We start from the raw sequence: 18,224 nt of genomic DNA, 5'->3' as shown, positions 1-18,224 counted from the left end.
TCACTCCGGGAGGTGCGGGTCGGACGGCTGGGCGGCGAGCGCCTGGGAGGACCGGGCGGCGTAGTCGCGGTCGCCGACCAGGACGGCGTCGCGGCCGTCGGTGTCGGCGAGCTGGACCTGGACGGCCTCGCGCAGCGAGGTGGGCAGGTTCTTGCCCACGTAGTCGGCGCGGATCGGCAGCTCCCGGTGGCCGCGGTCGACCAGGACCGCGAGCTGGACGGCGCGCGGCCGGCCGATGTCGCTCAGGGCGTCCAGCGCGGCCCGGATGGTGCGGCCGGAGAACAGCACGTCGTCGACCAGGATGACCAGCTTGCCGTCGATGCCCTCGGCGGGGATCTCGGTGTGCTCCAGCGCCCGGGCGGGCTTCAGGCGCAGGTCGTCCCGGTACATGGTGATGTCGAGGGTGCCGAGCGGGATCTCGCGGCCGGCCACCTGGTTGAGCCGGGCCTGGAGCCTGCGGGCGAGGTGGACACCGCGGGTGTGGATGCCGAGCAGCACCACGTCGTCGGCGCCCTTGGCGCGTTCGACGATCTCGTGGGCGATCCGGGTGACGATCCGGGTGATGTCCCCGGCGTCGAGCACCTGGTGCGGCGGGCGCGGTGCGGATGCTGAGATGGGCGTGGTCATGCCGAAGCGGACCTCCTTCCCCGCCTCACTGGACGGGCCTTAAAGGATGTCTGGAATAGGGCTCCCGACCGTGGCGGAAGCCTCGCCCATGGTAGCAGTGCGCTCACCCGCGCCGAGGACCGACCCGTTCCGCTTCCCCCTTTCGCGCGTACCGCGGCGGCGCACGGACCGGCCGGGAGCTATTCGCACGACTGCCCCATTCGGCTTGACGCGACTACCTCACTCTACGTAACCTCACAGTGAGTTACGAGACCGCCGCTGTACCCACCGGTACCGTCGGCCGGATCCGCGGTCATCACCCGCCCGCTCGTGGCTCACCACTGAACGCGAAGCAATCTCGTCCGGGGAGATCTATGTCCAGCGACTACGCGAAGCAACTCGGGGCCAAGCTCCGGGCGATCCGCACTCAGCAGGGTCTCTCCCTGCACGGCGTCGAGGAGAAGTCCCAGGGTCGCTGGAAGGCAGTCGTCGTCGGCTCCTACGAGCGCGGCGACCGCGCGGTGACGGTGCAGCGCCTGGCCGAGCTGGCCGAGTTCTACGGCGTCCCGGTGCAGGAACTGCTCCCCGGCGGTACCCCGGGCGGCGCGGCCGAGCCGCCGCCGCGCCTGGTCCTCGACCTGGAGAGACTGACTCAGGTGCCGTCCGAGAAGGCCGGCCCGCTCCAGCGCTATGCGGCCACCATCCAGAGCCAGCGCGGCGACTACAACGGCAAGGTGCTCTCGATCCGCCAGGACGACCTGCGCACCCTCGCCGTGATCTACGACCAGTCGCCGTCGATCCTCACCGAGCAGCTGATCAGCTGGGGCGTGCTCAACCCGGACGCCCGTCGCGCGGTGCGCGAGGAGGACGCCGGCTGACGCTCCCCCGTCAGCAGAAACGTCACGGCGGGGTGTGTGGCCCCCGCCGCACACCCCACCGTCCCGCTTTCCGGAGCCGGGCACCGAGAACTGCGTTTACCTCCCCCCCGAAAAAGAAATTGTGGGGGGGGTGGTTCCCCCCCCCCCCCCCCCCCCCGCCGTCGCGCTGTCCGGGCCGGGGCCCGGAGCCGCCGTCAGCACACCGAGCCCAGGCTGAACCCCGGCCGCGCCTCCACCCCGTCCAGCTCGACCGCGGCCGGGGCGTAGCCGAAGCCGGTGCTCTGCCAGGCCCAGGCCACCTGCCGGTACTCCCCGCAGGAGCCCGCCGAGCCCTGCGAGCCGTGCAGCAGCGCCGCCCCCGGCAGCTCCCGGGCCAGGCCCACGCAGAGCACCGCGCACACCAGGTCGAGGTCCTCGTCGTGGATCCGCACCACGCCGTCGTCCCAGTGCAGCACCCGCGCGTCCGCCTGCAGCCGCCCGCCGGGCGCGTCGACCACCAGGTGGAACTGGAACGTCCCGGCGCCCGCGCCCACCAGCATCCGGCGGAAGATCTCCGAGGCCTGGTCGTGGGCCTGCCGCACCCGCGGTGGCAGCTGCTCCTGCGGCCCGCACAGCGCACCGTCCAGCAGCAGGTCGGCGTGGCGCAGCGTCAGCCCGTTCTCCCGGGCCCGGACCAGCCGCGGCAGGAAGTCGTCGGCCAGCTCCTCGCCCTGGTAGGGCAGCAGCTGGGTCTGCAGCGGCGGGTTGACCAGGTAGCGGTCGCGGGCCTGCTGCTCGGCCGGGTCGAGACCGTGCAGCAGGCAGAAGTCGGCGAAGTCCCCGGGGTGGAACATCCGGGCCTGGACGGTGCCGAAGACCCGCCGGGCCTCGGCCAGCAGGGCCGCGGTGTCCACCAGGTACGCCGCGTGGTCGGCCGCGTCGGTCAGGCCCCACGGGCGGGCCCGCTCGAAGTCCTCCGGGCAGGCCAGGATCCCGGTGACGAACGCCTCCTCGGGCCGGCGGGCGCTCCCGGGAGAGGTGCAGCGGGAGGACCGGGGGGTGCGGCTGTTCCGGGGCATCGCGGGCTCCTGGGGGACGGGGCTCGAAGGGGGCGGCCGGGGGTGGCCGCTGCCCCTGTTACTCCCCACCCCCACGCGCCGCACACGCACGCGGTGTCACAGACCTGTAACCGAGGGCAACACTCGCGCGCCCGGTGCTCACTGCGGGCGCGGCGCCCGGGCCAGCTGGCGGGACTGGGCGACCAGGCGGCCGGCGGAGTCCCAGATCTCGGCGTCCTCCTCGAAGTAGCCGCCGGCCAGGTTCCGGGTGGCGTGGCTGACCCGCAGCCAGCCCGGCGCCGGCTTCGCCCGCAGGTGGACCGTCAGTTCGACGGTGGGCGCCCAGCCGGGCAGGCCCAGGTCGAAGGTGACCGGCGGCAGCGCGTCGGCCACCAGCAGGAGCAGCAGCGGGTCCGGCTCCCGGCCGTCGGCCAGCTTGAACCAGCCCTGGATCCGGCCCTGCTTCGACGGCTCGCCGAGCGCCCAGCCGATGGTGGCCGGGTCGAGTCTCAGGTCGAAGCGCTCCAGCAGGGCGGCCTGCTCGACCAGCGACGGCGGCGCGTGCTCGACGCCGATGCACTGCTCCGGAGGCGGCATGACGGGCGGCTGCGCACTGGTGTGCACCTCGTCCCCGAACGCGGCCAGGTCGCCGTAGGTGGCGAGCACCCGCAGCCGCTCCTCGCCGTCCTGGACCAGCGAGGCGGTACCGGTGGACAGCGAGCGGCCCTCGCGGATCAGCTCGGTGCTGACGGTGGCGGGCCCCGGCCGGGCGGCGGAGAGGTAGTAGCCGCTGATGGAGACCGGGTCGGGGTGGGCCGGGCTGCGCAGCGACAGCGCGTGGCCGGCCACCGCGAGCAGCAGGCCCCCGTTGACCCCGCCGCCGATCTGCCAGCCGGCGCCGAGCTCGGCCCCGTGGCGGCCGGGCTCCCCGGGGTGCGGGGTCAGGGCGATGCCCCGGTCGAACTCACTGCGGACGGCGGTGGTCATGGCGGTGTCCTTCGCTGCGGCGGTCCTCGGCCCACTCTTGCTACTCGCCAGTAGCTTACGCTGCGGGCCGGGCCGGGGGCCAGGGACGCGTGAAGGCCGCCGGACCAGGGGTCCGGCGGCCTTCACGAGCGGGACGTCAGTCCCGGCGAATGGTCGGCTTCAGCTCCATGAAGCGGGCCAGCAGGCCGTTCACGAAGGCGGGCGACTCGTCCGTGGAGTACTCCTTGGCGATCTCGACGGCCTCGTCGACCACGACCGCGTCCGGGACACCGTCCTCCCAGATCAGCTCGTAGGCACCGAGGCGCAGGACGTTGCGGTCCGCGACCGGCATCCGGTCGATCGTCCAGCCGATCGCGTAGGTGGCGATCAGCTCGTCGATCCGGCGGGCGTACTGGGTGTAGCCCTCGACCAGCTGCATGGTGTACTCGGCCACCTGCGGGATGCCCTCGTCGGGCTTCGGGTCGCGGGCGCGGGCCACCCAGTCGGCGAGCACCTGCTCCGGGGAGACACCGCGGTGGTCGGCCTCGAAGAGGATCTGGAAGGCCCTGGTGCGGGCCTTGCTGCGTGCAGCCGCCACGGTTACTTGTTCACCCGGCCGAGGTAGCTGCCGTCGCGGGTGTCGACCTTGATCTTCTCACCGGTGACGATGAAGAGCGGGACCTGGATCTCGGCGCCGGTCTCCAGGGTGGCCGGCTTGGAGCCGCCGGTGGAGCGGTCGCCCTGCACGCCGGGCTCGGTGTGCTCGATCAGCAGCTCGACCGAGGCCGGGAGCTCGATGTACAGCGGGGCGCCCTCGTAGACGGCGACCAGGGCCTCGAAGCCCTCCAGCAGGTACTTGGCGGCGTCGCCGACGACCGCGGGGTCGATCGGGAGCTGGTCGTAGGTGTCCGTGTCCATGAACACGAACTGCTCGCCGTCCTTGTAGGAGAACTGCATGCCGCGCTTGTCGACGTTGGCGGTCTCCACCTTGGTGCCCGCGTTGAAGGTCTTGTCGACGACCTTGCCGGTCAGGACCTCCTTCAGCTTGGTGCGCACGAAGGCCGGGCCCTTGCCGGGCTTGACGTGCTGGAACTCGACGACGGACCAGAGCTTGCCGCCGTCAAGCTTGAGGACCATGCCGTTCTTGAGATCGTTCGTGGAAGCCACGGGCGCACTAACTCCTGGATATAGCTGTCAAGGAACCAAGAAGGGGCGCGTCCCGCCGTCCGCGGCCTGGGCCGCCGACTACAGGGCGAGGAGCTCCTTGGTCGTTATGGTGAGCAGCTCGGGCCCGCCCTCCTCAGGGGGGCGCACCACGAGCGTGTCCTCGATCCGGACCCCGCCCTTGCCCGGGAGATGGACCCCCGGACCGACGGTGACCGGCACGCGACTGTCCAGTTTACCCATGTCGGCGGGGCCCAGACGCGGCGCCTCCCGGATCTCCAGGCCGATTCCGTGTCCGACCGGATGTGCGGCGCGTTCGGCGTGACCGGCCGCCTGGAGGATCGAACGGGCCGCGTCGTCCGGCACGTGCTGCGGCACGCCCGGGCCCAGCGCCTCGCGGCCCGCCCGCTGGGCGTGGAACACCAGCCGGTGCAGTTCCACCTGCCAGGGCGCCGGGGCCGCGCCGATCACGAAGGTCCGGGCGGTGCAGATGCCGTACCCGCGGTACTGCGCGCCGAGCACCACGGTGAGGAAGTCGCCCTCCTCGACCCGGTGGTCGGTGGGCTGGTGGTGCTCCAGGCCGGAGTGCGCGCCGGTGCCGACGGAGACCGGGAAGGCGGCCCGGTCCGCACCGTGGTCGATCATGCGGCGTTCCAGCTCCATCGCCAGGTGCCGCTCGGTCCGGCCGACCAGGATCGACTCCAGCAGCTCGCCGAGCGCCTGGTCGGCGATCTCGGCGGCGATCCGCAGGTCGGCGATCTCGTGCTCGTCCTTGACCACCCGCAGCCGCTCGACCGCGAGGTCGAGGTCGAGCAGGCGGACCCCGGCCGCGGTCTGCGCCAGGGTGCGGTGCCGGCTGACCGTGAGGTCGTGCTCCTCCACCGCCAGGTCGCCGACCTTCAGCCGGACCGCCGCCTCGGCGAGGGCCGGCGCGGTGTCGGTCTGCGACAGCACCGGCAGCCGGGCGACGTCCTCGTCGATCAGGTGCTCACCGCTGTCGTCCGGCGGCAGGTCGTCCGGTACGGCCAGCAGCACCCGGTCCCGGGTGAGCAGCAGGCTCGCACCGCACGGCGGGCAGCCGGTGAGGTAGCGGACGTTGGCGGCGCGGGTGATCAGTGCGGCATCGGCGCCGGAGGCACTGCAGTACTCCCGGAGGCGTTCCCGTCGGGCCGCGTGCGCATCGGACATGGGTCGAGCGTACGGAGCCGGGCGGCCGGGCGCCCGTCGAGCACGCTCGGCCGGGGCCCGGCCCGGACCGGGGGCGGTGCTACTCGTGCCGCAGGGCGCCGGTCGCGGTGGTCCGGAGCAGCACCGGGAGGGTGAGCGCGGCGACGGCCAGGACCCCGGCCCCGGCGGCGCCCGCCATCGCGAGGACCCCGTCCCAGGCGATCCGCAGCGGCAGACCGGCCATCCGCAGCAGCATCCGGCCGACCACGCCGCCGACGCCGACCGCCAGCAGCAGCCCGATCCCGGTCGGCAGTGCACTCTGCCACAGCAGCGACAGGCCGAGCGTGCGCCGCGGTGTACCGAAGGCCAGCAGGCAGGCCAGCGACCGGCGGCGTTCGCGCAGCTGCTCCAGCAGGCTCACCAGCATGCTCAGCGCGATGAGCACCAAGGTGGCCACCACGGCGGCGGTGAGCGACCGGCGGACGCCGTCGAAGGCGCGGTCCGGGGCGAAGGCCCGTTCGTCGGAGAGCAGCAGCCGGGCCTGCGGGTCGATCCGCTGGACGGCGGTGCGCAGGACCTCCCGGGCGTCCGGCACCGCGGTGTCGAGCTCCAGGTCGATCCGGGCGTCCTGGCCGGCCGTCAGGGCGGCGGGGACGGCTGCGGGGGTCAGCAGCAGGTCCCCGGCCGGGCCGTCGGCCGGGGAGTGCGGACGCTGCACCGCGGGCAGCAGCGCCACCGGGAGCCGCCAGAGCAGTGCGGAGCCGTCGGCGGCCACCCGGTCCGCCGTCACCTCGGCGCCGGGTCGCAGGCCGGCACCGGCGGCCGCCGGGCCCGTCCCGGTGACCAGGAAGCCGTCGCCGTCGGTGCAGGAGGGCAGCTCGGCGAGCTCCTTGAGGTCGGCGCAGGAGCCGACCAGCGCCAGCGAGATCCGGTTCGGGTCCTGCGCGCCGCCGCGCAGGTAGACCGGGACGTAGCCGACGGCGGAGCGGGCGCCGTGGGCGGCCCGCAGCCGGGCGGCCAGCTCCGCCGCGGACCCGTCGGCGCCGGGGAAGGCGGCCCGGGCCTGGACGGCCCCGGCCCGGGGCCCGTCGGGGTCCGTGTAGCGGGCCCGGTGCTGCGCGGCGACGGCCCCGAACAGGCTCTGCAGCACGACGGCGCCCGCGACCGCGACCAGCGTGCCGGACGTGGCCCGGGCGGCCGCGCCGCCACTGAGCCGCAGGCGGCCGAGGGCGAGCTGCACCGACGGCGGCCCGAACGACAGGTCGCGGACGCTCAGTTCGAGCAGCGCCGGGAGGACCGCGGCGACACCGCTGAGCAGCAGCACCAGCCCGGCCACCACGACCGCCAGGTCGAACGGCGAGGCACCGAGGTCGACCCCGGGCGAGGTCTGGGAGAGCAGCAGGCCGCCGGTGACGGGCAGGGCCAGACGCCACCACAGCCGGCGGCGGGTGCGGTCGCTGCCGCGCACCACGCCGAGGGGCTCCGCGGTGATCCGCCGCATGGCGAGCAGGGCGGCCGCCACCGCGAGCAGCGGCACGGCCGCCATCACGGCGGCCGCCTGCCACGGGTCGGGGTCGATGTCGGCCGCGAAGACGCTGAGGCCCTCGATGGTCACCGACTCCACGAGCCGGCCGGCGAGCAGGAAGAGCAGCCAGCCGACCGCCAGCCCGGTCAGCGCGCCGGCCAGCGCCTCCCCGGCGGCGATCCGGGCGGTCATCGCCCGGTCGGCGCCGACCAGCCGCAGCGCGGCCAGCCTGCGGTCGCGGGCCTCGCCGCCGAACCGGGTCGCCGCGGCGACGAACACCGCGACCGGGGTCAGCAGCACCACGATGCCGGTCACGCTGAGCAGCACCAGTTCGGGTTCCAGTGCGCGCGGCGGGTAGGAGTCGCCGATGGAGTCGATCCGGACGGCGCCCCGCTCGGGGCTCAGATCGTCGGCGCCGAGGACGAAGGAGAGGTCGCCGGGGCCGACCAGGCCGCGGTCGGCGATCCGCCCGGCCACCGGGTGGCCGATCCGCTCCCGGAGCAGCCGGCCGTCCGGGGAGTCGAGCAGTTCCGCCAGGGCCGGGGAGACAGCCATCGTGCCCGGTGCCGGAAAGGCGGCCAGCCCGGGCGGCAGCGGGGCCCGCGGGCCTTCCGGCTGCACGATCCGGCCGCGCACCTCGGCTCCGTGGTAGGTGGTGGAGGCGTCGACCAGCAGGAGGGTGCCGGGGCCGGCGGCGAGGCCGTCGTCGGCGTGCATGGTGTCGACCAGGGCGTGGATCCGGTCGTCCCGGTGGTGCTTCATGGTCTGGAACGAGGACGCGAAGAGCAGCGTGGCGACGCCGAGGCCGACCCCGACGGCGGTCAGCAGGGTACGAGCCAGGCTGCCCCGGCCCCCGGTGAAGGCGAGCCGCAGGCCGATGCCGACCTGGCCCAGGCGGCGCAGCCGTACGGTCGGGGCCGGCCGGTCGGCGGGGGTGGGCGGGGCGGTCTGGTTCACGGTGCCCTCTCCGGGAATCGGGGGCCGCCTGCGGCGGGGCCGGGTGCGGTGGCGCGGTCGGGCGCGGTGTGGGGACCGGGCGCCGGTCCGCCGGCCCGGAGGGCGGTGGCGACCAGCACCAGGACGGCGGCCAGTCCGAGGAGGGGTCCGGCCACGGCGGGCCGCGCCGCCGCCGGCCGGTCGGCGGGGGTCACCGGCCCGCCTCCCGGCCGCCGGCGCGGCCGTCGCGCAGGACGACCTCGCGGTCGGTGTAGGCGGCGACCCGGGGTTCGTGGGTGACCAGCACCACGGCGGTGCCGGACTCCTGGACGGCGGCCCGCAGCAGTTGCAGCACGCGCTCGCCGTTGAGCGAGTCGAGCGCGCCGGTCGGCTCGTCGGCGAAGACCACCCGCGGGGCGGTGACCAGCGCCCGGGCGACCGCCACCCGCTGTCCCTGGCCGCCGGATATCTCGCCGGGTCGCTGGGCGGCGGTGTCGCCGACCTCCAGCTGGTCGAGCCAGGTACGGGCGTGCGCCTCGGCGACCCGGCGGCGCACGCCGTTCAGCCGCAGCGGCAGTGCGACGTTCTCCAGGCAGGACAGTTCGGGGACGAGCTGGCCGAACTGGAACAGGAAGCCGAAGTCGGTGCGGCGCAGCGCGCTCAGCCGGGAGTCCGAGAGGTCGGCAAGGTCCTGGCCGCGGTAGGTCACCGTCCCGGCGTCGGGGCGGACGATCCCGGCCAGGCACTGCAGCAGGGTGGACTTCCCGGAGCCGGAGGCGCCCATCACGGCGAGCAGTTCGCCCGGCATCAGGGAGAGCGTGACGCCGTCCAGGGCGCTGGTCGGTCCGTACCGCTTGACCAGGCCGGTGGCGGTGAGCAGTGCGCCGGGGCGGCCCGGGGGCTGCTCGGCGGGTTCGGCGCGGTGGTCGGCGCCGTCGGCGAGCTCGTCGGCGGCTTCGACGGGTGAGACGCTCATCGCTCGCCCACCTCCCGGGCCAGCTCGTCCAGGCGGGCGCCGGTCAGCTCCAGCCAGCGCAGGTCCGCCTCCAGGTGGAACAGCGCGTGGTCGCAGATCAGCTGGTCGGCGAGGTCCCCGGTGGCCTTGCGGCGGGTCAGCTCGCGCATCTGCCGCAGGTGCTCGGCGCGCTGCACGTCCAGCACCTCGTACGGCCGGCGGCCGGTCAGGACGGCCAGCACGACCTTGGTGTACAGGGTGTTCTGCAGGTACGGCTCCGGGCTCTCCGGCCGGGCGAGCCAGTCGGCGACGTCGGTCACGCCGGCTTCGGTGATGGCGTACCGCTTGCGCTCGGGGCCGTCGCCGGGCTCCACGCCCTCGACCTCGACCAGGCCGTTCTTCAGCAGCCGCGACAGGGTCGAGTAGACCTGGCCGTAGGCGAGCGAGCGGGTGCGGCCGAACCGGTCGTCGTAGGCGCGTTTGAGGTCGTAGCCGTGGCTGGGGTGGGACTCGAGGAGCCCGAGGATGGTGTGTCCGAGTGACATGCCGGTGACTACACCCCGCAGGTATACACCGAGTGCATAGCGCCCCGGAGGCGAAGGGCCCGGGTCCGCACGGCGGGCCGGGAATGAATCCCCCGGGGTGCCGGTTGTGATGCCATGACAATGACTTCCATTGCCACCTTGAGGAGGATCCGATGGCCCGCAGCGACCTGCGCCCGATCGTCACCCTGCGGTCGACGGCCGGCACCGGCTACACCTACGTGACCCGCAAGAGCCGCCGCAACGACCCGGACCGGCTGGAGATCCGCAAGTTCGACCCGGTCGCCGGGGCGCACGTGGTCTTCCGCGAACAGCGCTGACGCCCACCCCGCACCCGGCAGGACCCGCCCGGCAGTAGACCCGCACGCCAGCAGAGGAGATGCGAGAGATGAAGCACGCCATCCACCCCGAGTACCGCCCCGTGGTCTTCCGCGACCGCACCGGCGAGTTCGCCTTCCTCACCCGCTCGACGCTCGGCAGCGACCGGACCGTCGAGTGGGAGGACGGGCGCAGCTACCCCGTCATCGACGTCGAGACCTCCTCGGCCACCCACCCGGTGTACACCGGCAAGGCCCGGGTGCTGGACACCGCCGGACGGGTCGAGCTCTACCGGCGCCGCTACGGCCTGTCCTGACCGGGCGGCCGACTGCCCCGTCACCCGCACCCCGGGTGGCGGGGCAGTCGGCCGTTCCGGGCAGTCGGCCGTTCCGGGGCGGGCCGCCGGGAGCGGCCGCGGAGACGGTCGCGGGACCGGCCTGGAATTGGTCAACTCTCCCTGAGCAGAGCCTGGTTGACCGGAAATCGTCGCCGCGGCCGACCGGGCTCAACTACGCTCCCGCTCCGGGCCCGCCCACGCCGGGCAGCCTGGCACACCACCGCGCCCCGGGTACCGCCCGGCCCGGCGCGGCCGTGCCGTGCCGTGCACCACCGAGCCGCGGAGGCCGCCGTGCTGAACGGGACGACCGGATGAGCGCCGTGTTCGCCCTCACCGCCAGCCTGCTGTGGGGCGTGGCCGACTACGGCGGCGGCGCGATCACCCGGCGGCTGCCCGCCCTCACGGTGGTGGTCGTGTCGCAGAGCGCCGCCGCCACCCTGCTCGCGGTCGCGGTGACGGCCACCGGCGGCTGGTCCGGCGGCTCGGCGGCGCTCTGGTTCGCGGTGGCGGGCGGCGTGGTCGGGCCGTTCGCCCTGCTGGCGTTCTACCGGGCGCTGGCGCTCGGGCCGATGGGCGTGGTCTCGCCGCTGGCCACCGTCGGGGTGGCGGTACCGGTCGGCGTCGGGCTGGTGCTCGGCGAACGGCCCGGGCTCGCCCAGAGCGCGGGCATCGCGGTGGCCGTCGCCGGGGTGGCGCTGGCCGGCGGCCCGAAGCGCGGCGGGCAGGCGGTCGGCCGCCAGGCCGTCCTGCTGGCCCTCGGCGCGGCGCTCGGATTCGGTACCGTCCTCACCCTGACCGCACACGCGGCGGGCGGCGCCGGGCTGCTGCTCACCCTGTTCGTCCTGCGCGGCTGCAACGCGCTGGTCGGCGGCTGCCTGCTGCTGCGCGCCTCCCGGCGGCGGCCGGCCCGGCTGGCAGCCGCCGCCCGCAGTCTGCCCGTACTCGCCGCCGTGGGTCTGGCCGACGTCGGCGCCAACGGGATGTACGCCACCGCCGCCAACGCCGGTTCGCAGGCGGTGGCGGCGGTGCTGGCCTCGCTGTACCCCGTGGTCACCGCGCTGATGGCGCGCGGGCTGCTCAAGGAACGGCTGCTGCGGGTCCAGCTGCTCGGCGCGGGACTCGCGGTCCTCGGCACCCTGCTGCTCGCGGCCGGCGGGTAGGGCCCGGGGGCGCGGCGCCCTGGGCCCGGGGGCGCGAGAGCGCGGCCGAGGCGGCCCCCGGCGATCTGGTGCGCGGAGCCCTGGGCCCGGGGGCGCGAGGCCCTGGGCCCGCCCGGCGTACCTCAGGAGTGCGGGGTGCCTCAGGAGTGCGGGGTGCCTCAGGAGTAGCGGGTGACCAGGCCGCGGCGGCGGAAGGAGCGGAGCAGCCGGCCGAGCGCGAGGAGTCCGGCCGCCAGCACCACCGCCGTCCCGCCGGCGGCCAGCGTCAACTCCCGCCAGGGCATGGGGTGTCCGGCCGCGAGGGCGCGGCCCGCCGCGAACACGTGGGTGGTCGGCAGCAGTTCGGCGACCGGGCGCAGCGGCGCGGGCAGGGTGGCCACCGGGTAGAAGACACCGGACAGCGGCATGACCACCGACAGCGCGCCCCAGACCAGCGCCTCGGCGCCGCTGCCGTAGCGCAGGACCAGACCGACCACCGTCAGCGCGACCGCCCAGCCGCAGGCGAGCAGCAGGGCGGCGACCGGGACCAGCCCGAGGCCGAGCGCGGTGACGTCGAAGGCGTAGGCGGCGAACGCCAGCCCGGCGACCGCGGTGGTGCTCAGCGCCGTCCGCAGCAGGGCGAACAGGCCGACCCCGGCGAGGTACTCCCAGCCTCTCAGCGGGGTGGTGAGCAGGCCGAGGACGTTGCGCGACCAGGTCTCCTCCAGGAAACCGGTGGCCAGCGAGATCTGGGTCTGGTGCACCAGGTGCCACAGCACGGTCCCGCTGAGCAGGAACACCGCCAACTCGGCCGCGGGCCCGCCGGCCGGGTCGGCGGTGCCCGCCGCGAACAACCCGATCGAGCCGTACAGCAGGGTGTCGACGACCGGCCAGACCAGGACGTCGAAGAGGCGGTGCGGGCTGCGGCGCAGCACCAGCCAGTGGCGGCGGGCGACGGCACGGATCCGGTACAGGGACGCCTGGACGGGCGGACGGCGGGCGACCGCGGCGCGGGGGGCGGGGGCGGCGCCGGGGGCGGAGCCGGGGAACGAGGGCGGTGCTGCGGCGGTCATGCGGCGCTCCCCCGCGGCCGGTCGTCGGCGAGGTCCCGGCCCCGGGCCGCGGCGTCGCGTTCGGCGGCGAGGTGCAGGAAGACACCCTCCAGGTCGGCGCGGCGGTAGCGGCGGGCGATCTCGGCGGGCGCGCCGTCGGCCACCACCCGGCCGGCGGCGAGGAACACCACGCGCGGGCAGAGCCGTTCGACCTCCACCATGTCGTGGCTGGTGACCAGCAGCGCGGTGCCGTGCCCGGTCGAGAGCTCGAGCAGCGCGGTGCGCACCCGCAGGGCGATGTCGGGGTCGAGCGAGGCGGTCGGCTCGTCCAGCACCAGCAGCGCCGGGGCGTGCAGAGCGGCCTTGGCGATGCCGACCAGGGTGCGCTGGCCGCTGGAGAGTTCGGTGCCGATCGCGGCGGCGAGCCGGGTCAGGCCGAACCGTTCCAGGGCGGCGTCGACGGCCGCCCCGGCGCGCCGCAGGCCGTACAGGTCGGCGTAGAGCCGCAGGTACTCCCGGACCCGCAGGCGGTCCGGGAGCGGGAGGTAGCCGGCCACGAACCCGACCTCCTGCATCGCGGCGGAGCGGGCGGCGGGCAGGCGGTGGCCGAGGATGTCGACGGTGCCGGCGTCCGGTTCGACGGCGCCGAGGCACATCAGCAGCGTGGTGGTCTTCCCCGCGCCGTTCGGCCCGAGCAGGCCGACCCGCTCCCCCGCGTGCACGGTGAGATCCACCCCGTCGACGGCCCGGCCCCGGCGGAACTCCTTCACCAGGCCGCGGGCGGTGAGGATCCGGGCGGGACCGCTCATGCCGACGCCTCCAGCGACCAGACCAGCTCGGCGCGCAGCGGGCCGGTACGGGCCAGCAGGCTGCCGTGGTCCGCCGCGAGCGGGGCGAGCTGGGAGGCGTGGCAGAGCACGGCCTCGCGCTTGGCGGCCCACTGCTCGTCGGTCAGCCGCAAGTCGTGGCGGACCGCCGTGCGGTGGGTGAGCCTGAGGTCCTGATACGCGAGGCCGCACATCGGGCTGCGGGCGAGCGCCCGGTCGGCCTCGTCGGTGCCCCACTCCGGGAGGTGGCCGGTGTACGGGAGGTCGGCGTAGACGAGCGGCGGTGGCGCCCCCAGTGCGGCAAGGGCGGCCAGCGCCCGGTCCCGGACCCGCTGGTGGTCGGGCTGGTTCGACCCGACCGGGACCAGGACGGTCGCGCCGGAGGGCAGGTCGGCCAGGAGGCGGTCCACGCCGGAGGGTTCGGTGCCGTCCGCGTACGGTCCGTCCGGGTGGTCCAGGACCACCTGGTCGGCGCCGAGCAGGCGGCAGGCACGGGCGTCCTCGGCCCGGCGGGAGCGGTACGCCTCCTGGGCGGTGGAGAAACCGCAGGCGGAGTCCCACCAGGAGACCGGGCGGCCGGCGGCCGGGGCACCGCCGAAGACGGTCACCACGGCTACCGGGCCCGGGAGTTCGGGTATCAGGCCGGCCAGGGAGAGGGCGGCGTCGTCGAAGTGCGGGGACAGGACGACGGTGCGCCAGGCAGGGGGGTTCACGGGTGCGGGTCTCCGGGGGTTACTGGGCATGGGCTGAGCAGCTATGGGGAGCGGTGTGCGGCAGACTGCGGCTCGGGGATCGACGGCCGGCAGGGTGCAAACGGCCGCCGGAGCCCGGGTGCGGGTGGGTGGCCTTCCGGACTCGCGCAGTTCCCCGCGCCCCTGGGGGCACCCCGCAGGGCCGCGGGCGACGGCCAACGCGGTGCATGCGGCCGCCGGACGCCGGGTGCAGGTGGGTGGCCTTCCGGACTCGCGCAGTTCCCCGCGCCCCTGGGGGCACCCCGCAGGGCCGCGGGCGGCGGCTAACGCGGTACATGCCGCCGCCGGACGCCGGGTGCAGGTGGCTGGCCTTCCGGACTCGCGCAGTTCCCCGCGCCCCTGGGGGCACCCCGCAGGTCAGCGGGCGACGGCTAACGCGGTACATGCCGCCGCCGGACGCCGGGTGCAGGTGGCTGGCCTTCCGGACTCGCGCAGTTCCCCGCGCCCCTGGGGGGAGCGTGTGCGGCGAGGGCGCGGTCCCACTCGGTGTCGTCGCCCTGCCAGCGCCCCGGCGCCGCTGCGACGGTGTCCCAGGCGATGGCGGCCGGCAGCCGGTCGGCGTCCGTGGGCGGGGTGCGGCGCAGCCAGAGGAGCGCGAAGCGGTGGCCGGGGTGTTCGGCGGCGAGGACCGCGTGCAGGCGGCGCAGGTCGGCGGCGGTCAGTTCGTCGAAGGCGTCGTGGTGCACGTAGAGCACCCGCCGGGTGGACCCGGCGAGACTGCGCCATCGGCCTGCCAGCGCGGCGAACTTGGCTCTCACCGCCGGGAGTTGGCGGTCGATGTCGGCCTGGGTGAGGGGTCCGGGCGCGGCCGGGTGGAAGTCGTGGAAGAAGCGGATGTCACTGCCCCGGTCGAGCGCGCACCTGCCCTCGTCGAACGGCTCGACCAGGCCGGGGCGCAGCACGTTGGCGAAGCCGGCGGCCACCGTCTCCACCACGGACTCGAACTCCAGGTCCAGCCAGTCGAAGAAGTGCGCGCGGTCGTCGCCGGTGATCCGCCGTAGCTGGTAGGTGGACTCGCAGTGGTAGCCGAGGCCGACGTAGTGGTCGAACCCGGCGTGCGCGTCGGCGCCGCCCGCTCCCCCGGGCACCCCGGGCACCCCGGACTCCCCGGACACGGCTCAGGCCCGGCCGGGTCGCAGCGGGCCCTGCCAGCTGCGGCCGGACAGGTACTCGGCGGCGGCGGTGGCGTTGGCGAGACCGGCGCCTCTCGCCAGCAGGGTCGCGCCGTCCGGGGCCGGGTCCTGCGCGGCCAGCCCGAACTCGACCGTGACCAGGTCGGGTCGGCGGGCCCGCAGCGCCCGTAGGGTGTCCCGCTGCCAGAGGTCGCGGTGGGCGTCGCGGACGGCGACCACGAGCAGCTCGCCCGCACGGGACACGCCCGAGGAGTCGGCGTCACCGGCACCGCCGGCGCCGCCCGGGCGCCCGGCTGCGGGACGGTCGCCGGGCACGGGACGGTCGCCGGGCAGCGGGATCTCCGCCGGGTCGGTGCCGGGTTCCACCTCCGTGCTGCCTGCCAGGGCTCCGAGGGCGGCCAGCGGTCCGGCCGGCCCCCAGGGTGCTTCGCCGACCGCGAGGTTGGCGGTGGCGCCGAGCCGGACGGTGTGGACGCTCCGGGGCGCGCCGGGCGGCGTCAGCCCGTACGCGGTGAGCGCCCGGCGGGCGGCGGCCAGGCCGACGGCGGGGTCCGGCACGGGCGGGGTGGCCGCGGGCCGTGCCCAGGTGCGCAGGGCGGCGACCCGGGCGGCGGCCCCGGCGAGCCGCTGTTCGGTCAACCGGCCCTCCCGGAGGGCGAGTTCGACCTCCTGGTGGATCTCGGGGAGCAGCTTCTCGGCGTCCGGGGAGCCGAGCAGGACCAGGTCGGCGCCGGCGGCCAGGGCCGCCGCCGCGGCTCCGCCGAAGCCCCAGCGGTCCACGATCGGGGCCATGTCCAGGGCGTCCGTGACGATCACCCCGTCGAAGCCGAGCTGTTCCCGCAGCAGGCCGGTCAGGACGGAGTGGCTGAGCGTGGCGGGCAGTTGGTCGATCCTGGGCAGCCGGATGTGGCCGGTCATCACGAGCTTGGCGCCCGCGGCGATGCCTGCGGCGAACGGCGGCAGGTCGAGGGCGGCCAGCTGGTCGCGGTCGCGGTCGACGTCGGGCAGCGCGGTGTGCGAGTCGGTCCGGGTGTCGCCGTGGCCGGGGAAGTGCTTGAGGGTGGCGGCGATGCCGTGGCGCTGCAGGCCGGTCACGAAGGCCGCGGTGTGCCGGGCGACCAGCTCGGGTTCGACGCCGAACGAGCGGACGCCGATGATCGGGTTGTCCGGGCGGGAGTTGACGTCCGCGCACGGTGCCAGGCAGAGGTTGACCCCGGCGGCGGCCAGGTCGGCGGCGATGGCGGCGGCGACCCGGGTGGTCAGTTCGGGGTCGTCGACGGTGCCGAGCGCGTGGTTTCCGGGGTAGGCGCTGCCGGTGAGGTAGTCGAGGCGGGTCACGTCCCCGCCCTCCTCGTCCAGGGCGATCAGGAGGTCGGGGCGGACCGCGCGGAGCCGGTCGGTGATGTCCTCGCGCAGCGGGCCCCGGGCGTCGAGCAGGTTGGTGCCGAACAGGGCTACGCCGGCCAGGCCCTCGTCGGCGGCCCGCAGGATCCAGTCGGCGGGCGTGCGGCCGGCGTACGCGGGCAGCAGGCAGGAGTTGACGAGCGCCGCGAGGGCGGTGGCGGTGCGGTGGGGCATGGCGGTGCGGTGCCTTCCTGGGACCTGTCGGGTCGGTGTGGTCAGGGCGACCGGCGGCGGTCGGAGCGGTGGGGTACGGGGAACGGCCAGGGGGAACGGGAACGGACCGCCGGGCCCCGGGGTCAGCCCGGGGTCAGCCCCGGGTCCGGCGCAGCAGGACGCCCGTACTGCCGCGCTTGCTGAGGTAGGCCCGGCCGCCGCAGACCGGCTCGAGCCGGGGGCCGACCAGTTCGGTCTCCTCGGCGGGCCGCCAGTTCCGCGAGCCCGCCAGCCACGGGCGCAGCCGGGCGTCCAGCGTCGCGGGTTCCAGGGCCACCAGGACCCGTTCGGTCGGCAGCCGGTCGATCAGGTCGAGGTCCTGGCCGTAGTAGAGCATCTCGATCAGCAGGTGGGCCGGGGAGGCCGGGGCGTCCGGTCCGGTCAGTGCGGCGAGGTCGGCGTCGCCGATCCGGACCGCGGGGGTCCCGGCGAGTGCGGCGGCGAGGCGGACGCGGAACCGCGGGTTGGGCTCGGTGGCCAGCACCTGGTGCCCGGCGGCGGCCAGTCGCCGGGTCAACGCCCCTTCGCAGGCTCCCACTTCGACCAGTTGCCCGGACTGCGGCGGGCAGTGGCGGGCGATCCAGGCGGCGGTGGCGTCGAGCCGGTCGGCCTCGTACCGGGAGGAGTCGAACTCCCAGGGGTCGGCGACCGAGGCGGCTTCGTCGTCGAGGCTGGCGAGCAGGGCGAACAGCCGGTCGCGTTCGTCCTCGTCCGCCTCGAAGAAGCGCTCGGCGGACGGGACCCGGGCGGTGTGGAGCATGTGCTGCGGGTGGTCGCCGGCCAGCAGGTGGGCGCACCAGCGGTTGACGAACTCCAGCTTGGCCGAAACGAGTCGGCGGCCCAGCGGGTGGTCGAGGTCGCTGACGAACTGCAGGTACGGCGAGTAGCCCACGGCGTGCCGTACCGGCAGTGCGGCGCGCGCCGCCGCCCGGGCGGCCGACCGGCCGAGGGTGCCGCGGCTGCGGCGGTTGTCGGCCGGGGAGTGGGTCCAGATCCGGGCGGGACGGCCGGCCCCGGCCCGGGCGATCAGGGCGGCGGCGTCCGGTCCGGGCCCGGACGGCTCGTCGGCGGGACCGGCCGGGCGGACCAACGGGCCCAGCAGGGACAGGCGTTCGGCGATCGGGGCACCGGCGGGGAGGGTGAGTACCGTGCCGGATCCGGCGACGACCACCTCGGTCTGCGCCCTGCCGGGATCGGCGAGCACGGAGAGGAAGTCGAGGACCGCGTCCTCGGCCCGGAGCACCACCACGATGTCGATCACAGACGGGTCCCG

General features: G+C 75.4%; 20 protein-coding genes. 4 read left to right on the top strand and 16 right to left on the bottom strand.

What is annotated here, in order from left to right:
* Positions 1-627 carry a bifunctional pyr operon transcriptional regulator/uracil phosphoribosyltransferase PyrR gene (gene pyrR / locus AC2TEW_RS15355; protein ID WP_033819211.1) on the bottom strand — a complete coding sequence of 209 codons (627 nt, stop codon included), beginning with the start codon at positions 625-627 and terminating at the stop codon, positions 1-3.
* Positions 628-980: 353 nt separating this feature from the next.
* Here pyrR and bldD point away from each other — a divergent pair, with 353 nt between their 5' ends.
* Positions 981-1,484: a transcriptional regulator BldD gene (gene bldD, locus AC2TEW_RS15350; RefSeq protein ID WP_014134541.1), complete on the top strand. Its 504-nt coding sequence runs from the start codon at positions 981-983 to the stop codon at positions 1,482-1,484.
* 194 nt (positions 1,485-1,678) lie between these two features.
* Here bldD and AC2TEW_RS15345 read toward each other — a convergent pair whose 3' ends face one another.
* From AC2TEW_RS15345 to AC2TEW_RS15305, 9 genes are all read right to left on the bottom strand, one after another.
* Positions 1,679-2,542 (bottom strand): DUF8829 domain-containing protein, encoded by an 864-nt coding sequence (locus tag AC2TEW_RS15345; protein WP_484623875.1) that lies wholly within the window; start codon positions 2,540-2,542, stop codon positions 1,679-1,681.
* Positions 2,543-2,680: 138 nt separating this feature from the next.
* On the bottom strand, positions 2,681-3,508 hold the full coding sequence (locus tag AC2TEW_RS15340) for a thioesterase family protein (protein ID WP_484623874.1): 828 nt from the start codon (positions 3,506-3,508) through the stop codon (positions 2,681-2,683).
* 136 nt (positions 3,509-3,644) lie between these two features.
* Positions 3,645-4,085 (bottom strand): transcription antitermination factor NusB, encoded by a 441-nt coding sequence (nusB, locus tag AC2TEW_RS15335; RefSeq protein ID WP_484623873.1) that lies wholly within the window; start codon positions 4,083-4,085, stop codon positions 3,645-3,647.
* Positions 4,086-4,087: 2 nt separating this feature from the next.
* On the bottom strand, positions 4,088-4,654 hold the full coding sequence (gene efp, locus AC2TEW_RS15330) for an elongation factor P (RefSeq protein ID WP_033819215.1): 567 nt from the start codon (positions 4,652-4,654) through the stop codon (positions 4,088-4,090).
* A 78-nt stretch (positions 4,655-4,732) separates the two neighbouring features.
* On the bottom strand, positions 4,733-5,839 hold the full coding sequence (locus tag AC2TEW_RS15325; RefSeq protein WP_484623872.1) for an aminopeptidase P family protein: 1,107 nt from the start codon (positions 5,837-5,839) through the stop codon (positions 4,733-4,735).
* A gap of 79 nt (positions 5,840-5,918) precedes the next feature.
* A complete protein-coding gene (locus AC2TEW_RS15320; protein WP_484623871.1) occupies positions 5,919-8,300 on the bottom strand; it encodes an FtsX-like permease family protein in 2,382 nt (793 codons plus the stop codon).
* Entirely contained in the window at positions 8,297-8,494 is a 198-nt protein-coding gene (locus tag AC2TEW_RS15315; RefSeq protein ID WP_484623870.1) for a hypothetical protein, read from the bottom strand. Before AC2TEW_RS15315 ends, AC2TEW_RS15320 begins: the two co-directional genes overlap by 4 nt.
* Positions 8,491-9,255 (bottom strand): ABC transporter ATP-binding protein, encoded by a 765-nt coding sequence (locus tag AC2TEW_RS15310; RefSeq protein WP_484623869.1) that lies wholly within the window; start codon positions 9,253-9,255, stop codon positions 8,491-8,493. Before AC2TEW_RS15310 ends, AC2TEW_RS15315 begins: the two co-directional genes overlap by 4 nt.
* Positions 9,252-9,779 (bottom strand): PadR family transcriptional regulator, encoded by a 528-nt coding sequence (locus AC2TEW_RS15305; protein WP_033823399.1) that lies wholly within the window; start codon positions 9,777-9,779, stop codon positions 9,252-9,254. Before AC2TEW_RS15305 ends, AC2TEW_RS15310 begins: the two co-directional genes overlap by 4 nt.
* A 152-nt stretch (positions 9,780-9,931) precedes the next feature.
* Here AC2TEW_RS15305 and rpmG point away from each other — a divergent pair, with 152 nt between their 5' ends.
* The 3 genes from rpmG to AC2TEW_RS15290 all read left to right on the top strand — a co-directional run bounded on the left by rpmG (position 9,932) and on the right by AC2TEW_RS15290 (position 11,591).
* Positions 9,932-10,096 carry a 50S ribosomal protein L33 gene (gene rpmG / locus AC2TEW_RS15300; protein WP_051813707.1) on the top strand — a complete coding sequence of 55 codons (165 nt, stop codon included), beginning with the start codon at positions 9,932-9,934 and terminating at the stop codon, positions 10,094-10,096.
* Between the two features lie 68 nt (positions 10,097-10,164).
* Positions 10,165-10,410: a type B 50S ribosomal protein L31 gene (locus AC2TEW_RS15295; RefSeq protein WP_484623868.1), complete on the top strand. Its 246-nt coding sequence runs from the start codon at positions 10,165-10,167 to the stop codon at positions 10,408-10,410.
* Between the two features lie 332 nt (positions 10,411-10,742).
* Complete coding sequence (locus AC2TEW_RS15290; RefSeq protein ID WP_484623867.1) at positions 10,743-11,591, top strand: EamA family transporter; 849 nt, start codon at positions 10,743-10,745, stop codon at positions 11,589-11,591.
* Positions 11,592-11,749: 158 nt separating this feature from the next.
* Here AC2TEW_RS15290 and AC2TEW_RS15285 read toward each other — a convergent pair whose 3' ends face one another.
* From AC2TEW_RS15285 to AC2TEW_RS15260, 6 genes are all read right to left on the bottom strand, one after another.
* A complete protein-coding gene (locus AC2TEW_RS15285; RefSeq protein ID WP_484623866.1) occupies positions 11,750-12,643 on the bottom strand; it encodes an ABC transporter permease in 894 nt (297 codons plus the stop codon).
* On the bottom strand, positions 12,640-13,431 hold the full coding sequence (locus AC2TEW_RS15280) for an ABC transporter ATP-binding protein (protein ID WP_484623865.1): 792 nt from the start codon (positions 13,429-13,431) through the stop codon (positions 12,640-12,642). The genes AC2TEW_RS15285 and AC2TEW_RS15280 overlap by 4 nt, the downstream gene beginning before the upstream one ends.
* Positions 13,428-14,192, bottom strand: coding sequence for a PIG-L deacetylase family protein (locus AC2TEW_RS15275; protein ID WP_484623864.1), 765 nt, complete (start codon positions 14,190-14,192; stop codon positions 13,428-13,430). The genes AC2TEW_RS15280 and AC2TEW_RS15275 overlap by 4 nt, the downstream gene beginning before the upstream one ends.
* Before the next feature lie 380 nt (positions 14,193-14,572).
* Complete coding sequence (locus AC2TEW_RS15270; RefSeq protein ID WP_484623863.1) at positions 14,573-15,298, bottom strand: DUF1796 family putative cysteine peptidase; 726 nt, start codon at positions 15,296-15,298, stop codon at positions 14,573-14,575.
* A gap of 21 nt (positions 15,299-15,319) precedes the next feature.
* Complete coding sequence (locus AC2TEW_RS15265; RefSeq protein WP_484623862.1) at positions 15,320-16,912, bottom strand: glycoside hydrolase family 3 N-terminal domain-containing protein; 1,593 nt, start codon at positions 16,910-16,912, stop codon at positions 15,320-15,322.
* Between the two features lie 133 nt (positions 16,913-17,045).
* Positions 17,046-18,212, bottom strand: a complete 1,167-nt coding sequence (locus AC2TEW_RS15260) for a hypothetical protein (RefSeq protein ID WP_484623861.1) — start codon at positions 18,210-18,212, stop codon at positions 17,046-17,048.
* Positions 18,213-18,224: the final 12 nt, after the last annotated feature.

This window comes from Kitasatospora sp. NEAU-CNBT7 (assembly GCF_057220535.1).
This window is presented reverse-complemented; position numbering and strand designations above follow the sequence as displayed.

Bases quoted from the DNA above. Each gene is read 5' to 3' on its own strand.
- pyrR (WP_033819211.1), bottom strand. From the start codon at position 627: ATGACCACGCCCATCTCAGCATCCGCACCGCGCCCGCCGCACCAGGTG.
- bldD (WP_014134541.1), top strand. From the start codon at position 981: ATGTCCAGCGACTACGCGAAGCAACTCGGGGCCAAGCTCCGGGCGATC.
- AC2TEW_RS15345 (WP_484623875.1), bottom strand. From the start codon at position 2,542: ATGCCCCGGAACAGCCGCACCCCCCGGTCCTCCCGCTGCACCTCTCCC.
- AC2TEW_RS15340 (WP_484623874.1), bottom strand. From the start codon at position 3,508: ATGACCACCGCCGTCCGCAGTGAGTTCGACCGGGGCATCGCCCTGACC.
- AC2TEW_RS15325 (WP_484623872.1), bottom strand. From the start codon at position 5,839: ATGTCCGATGCGCACGCGGCCCGACGGGAACGCCTCCGGGAGTACTGC.
- AC2TEW_RS15310 (WP_484623869.1), bottom strand. From the start codon at position 9,255: ATGAGCGTCTCACCCGTCGAAGCCGCCGACGAGCTCGCCGACGGCGCC.
- AC2TEW_RS15305 (WP_033823399.1), bottom strand. From the start codon at position 9,779: ATGTCACTCGGACACACCATCCTCGGGCTCCTCGAGTCCCACCCCAGC.
- rpmG (WP_051813707.1), top strand. From the start codon at position 9,932: ATGGCCCGCAGCGACCTGCGCCCGATCGTCACCCTGCGGTCGACGGCC.
- AC2TEW_RS15295 (WP_484623868.1), top strand. From the start codon at position 10,165: ATGAAGCACGCCATCCACCCCGAGTACCGCCCCGTGGTCTTCCGCGAC.
- AC2TEW_RS15290 (WP_484623867.1), top strand. From the start codon at position 10,743: ATGAGCGCCGTGTTCGCCCTCACCGCCAGCCTGCTGTGGGGCGTGGCC.
- AC2TEW_RS15285 (WP_484623866.1), bottom strand. From the start codon at position 12,643: ATGACCGCCGCAGCACCGCCCTCGTTCCCCGGCTCCGCCCCCGGCGCC.
- AC2TEW_RS15280 (WP_484623865.1), bottom strand. From the start codon at position 13,431: ATGAGCGGTCCCGCCCGGATCCTCACCGCCCGCGGCCTGGTGAAGGAG.
- AC2TEW_RS15275 (WP_484623864.1), bottom strand. From the start codon at position 14,192: ATGCCCAGTAACCCCCGGAGACCCGCACCCGTGAACCCCCCTGCCTGG.
- AC2TEW_RS15265 (WP_484623862.1), bottom strand. From the start codon at position 16,912: ATGCCCCACCGCACCGCCACCGCCCTCGCGGCGCTCGTCAACTCCTGC.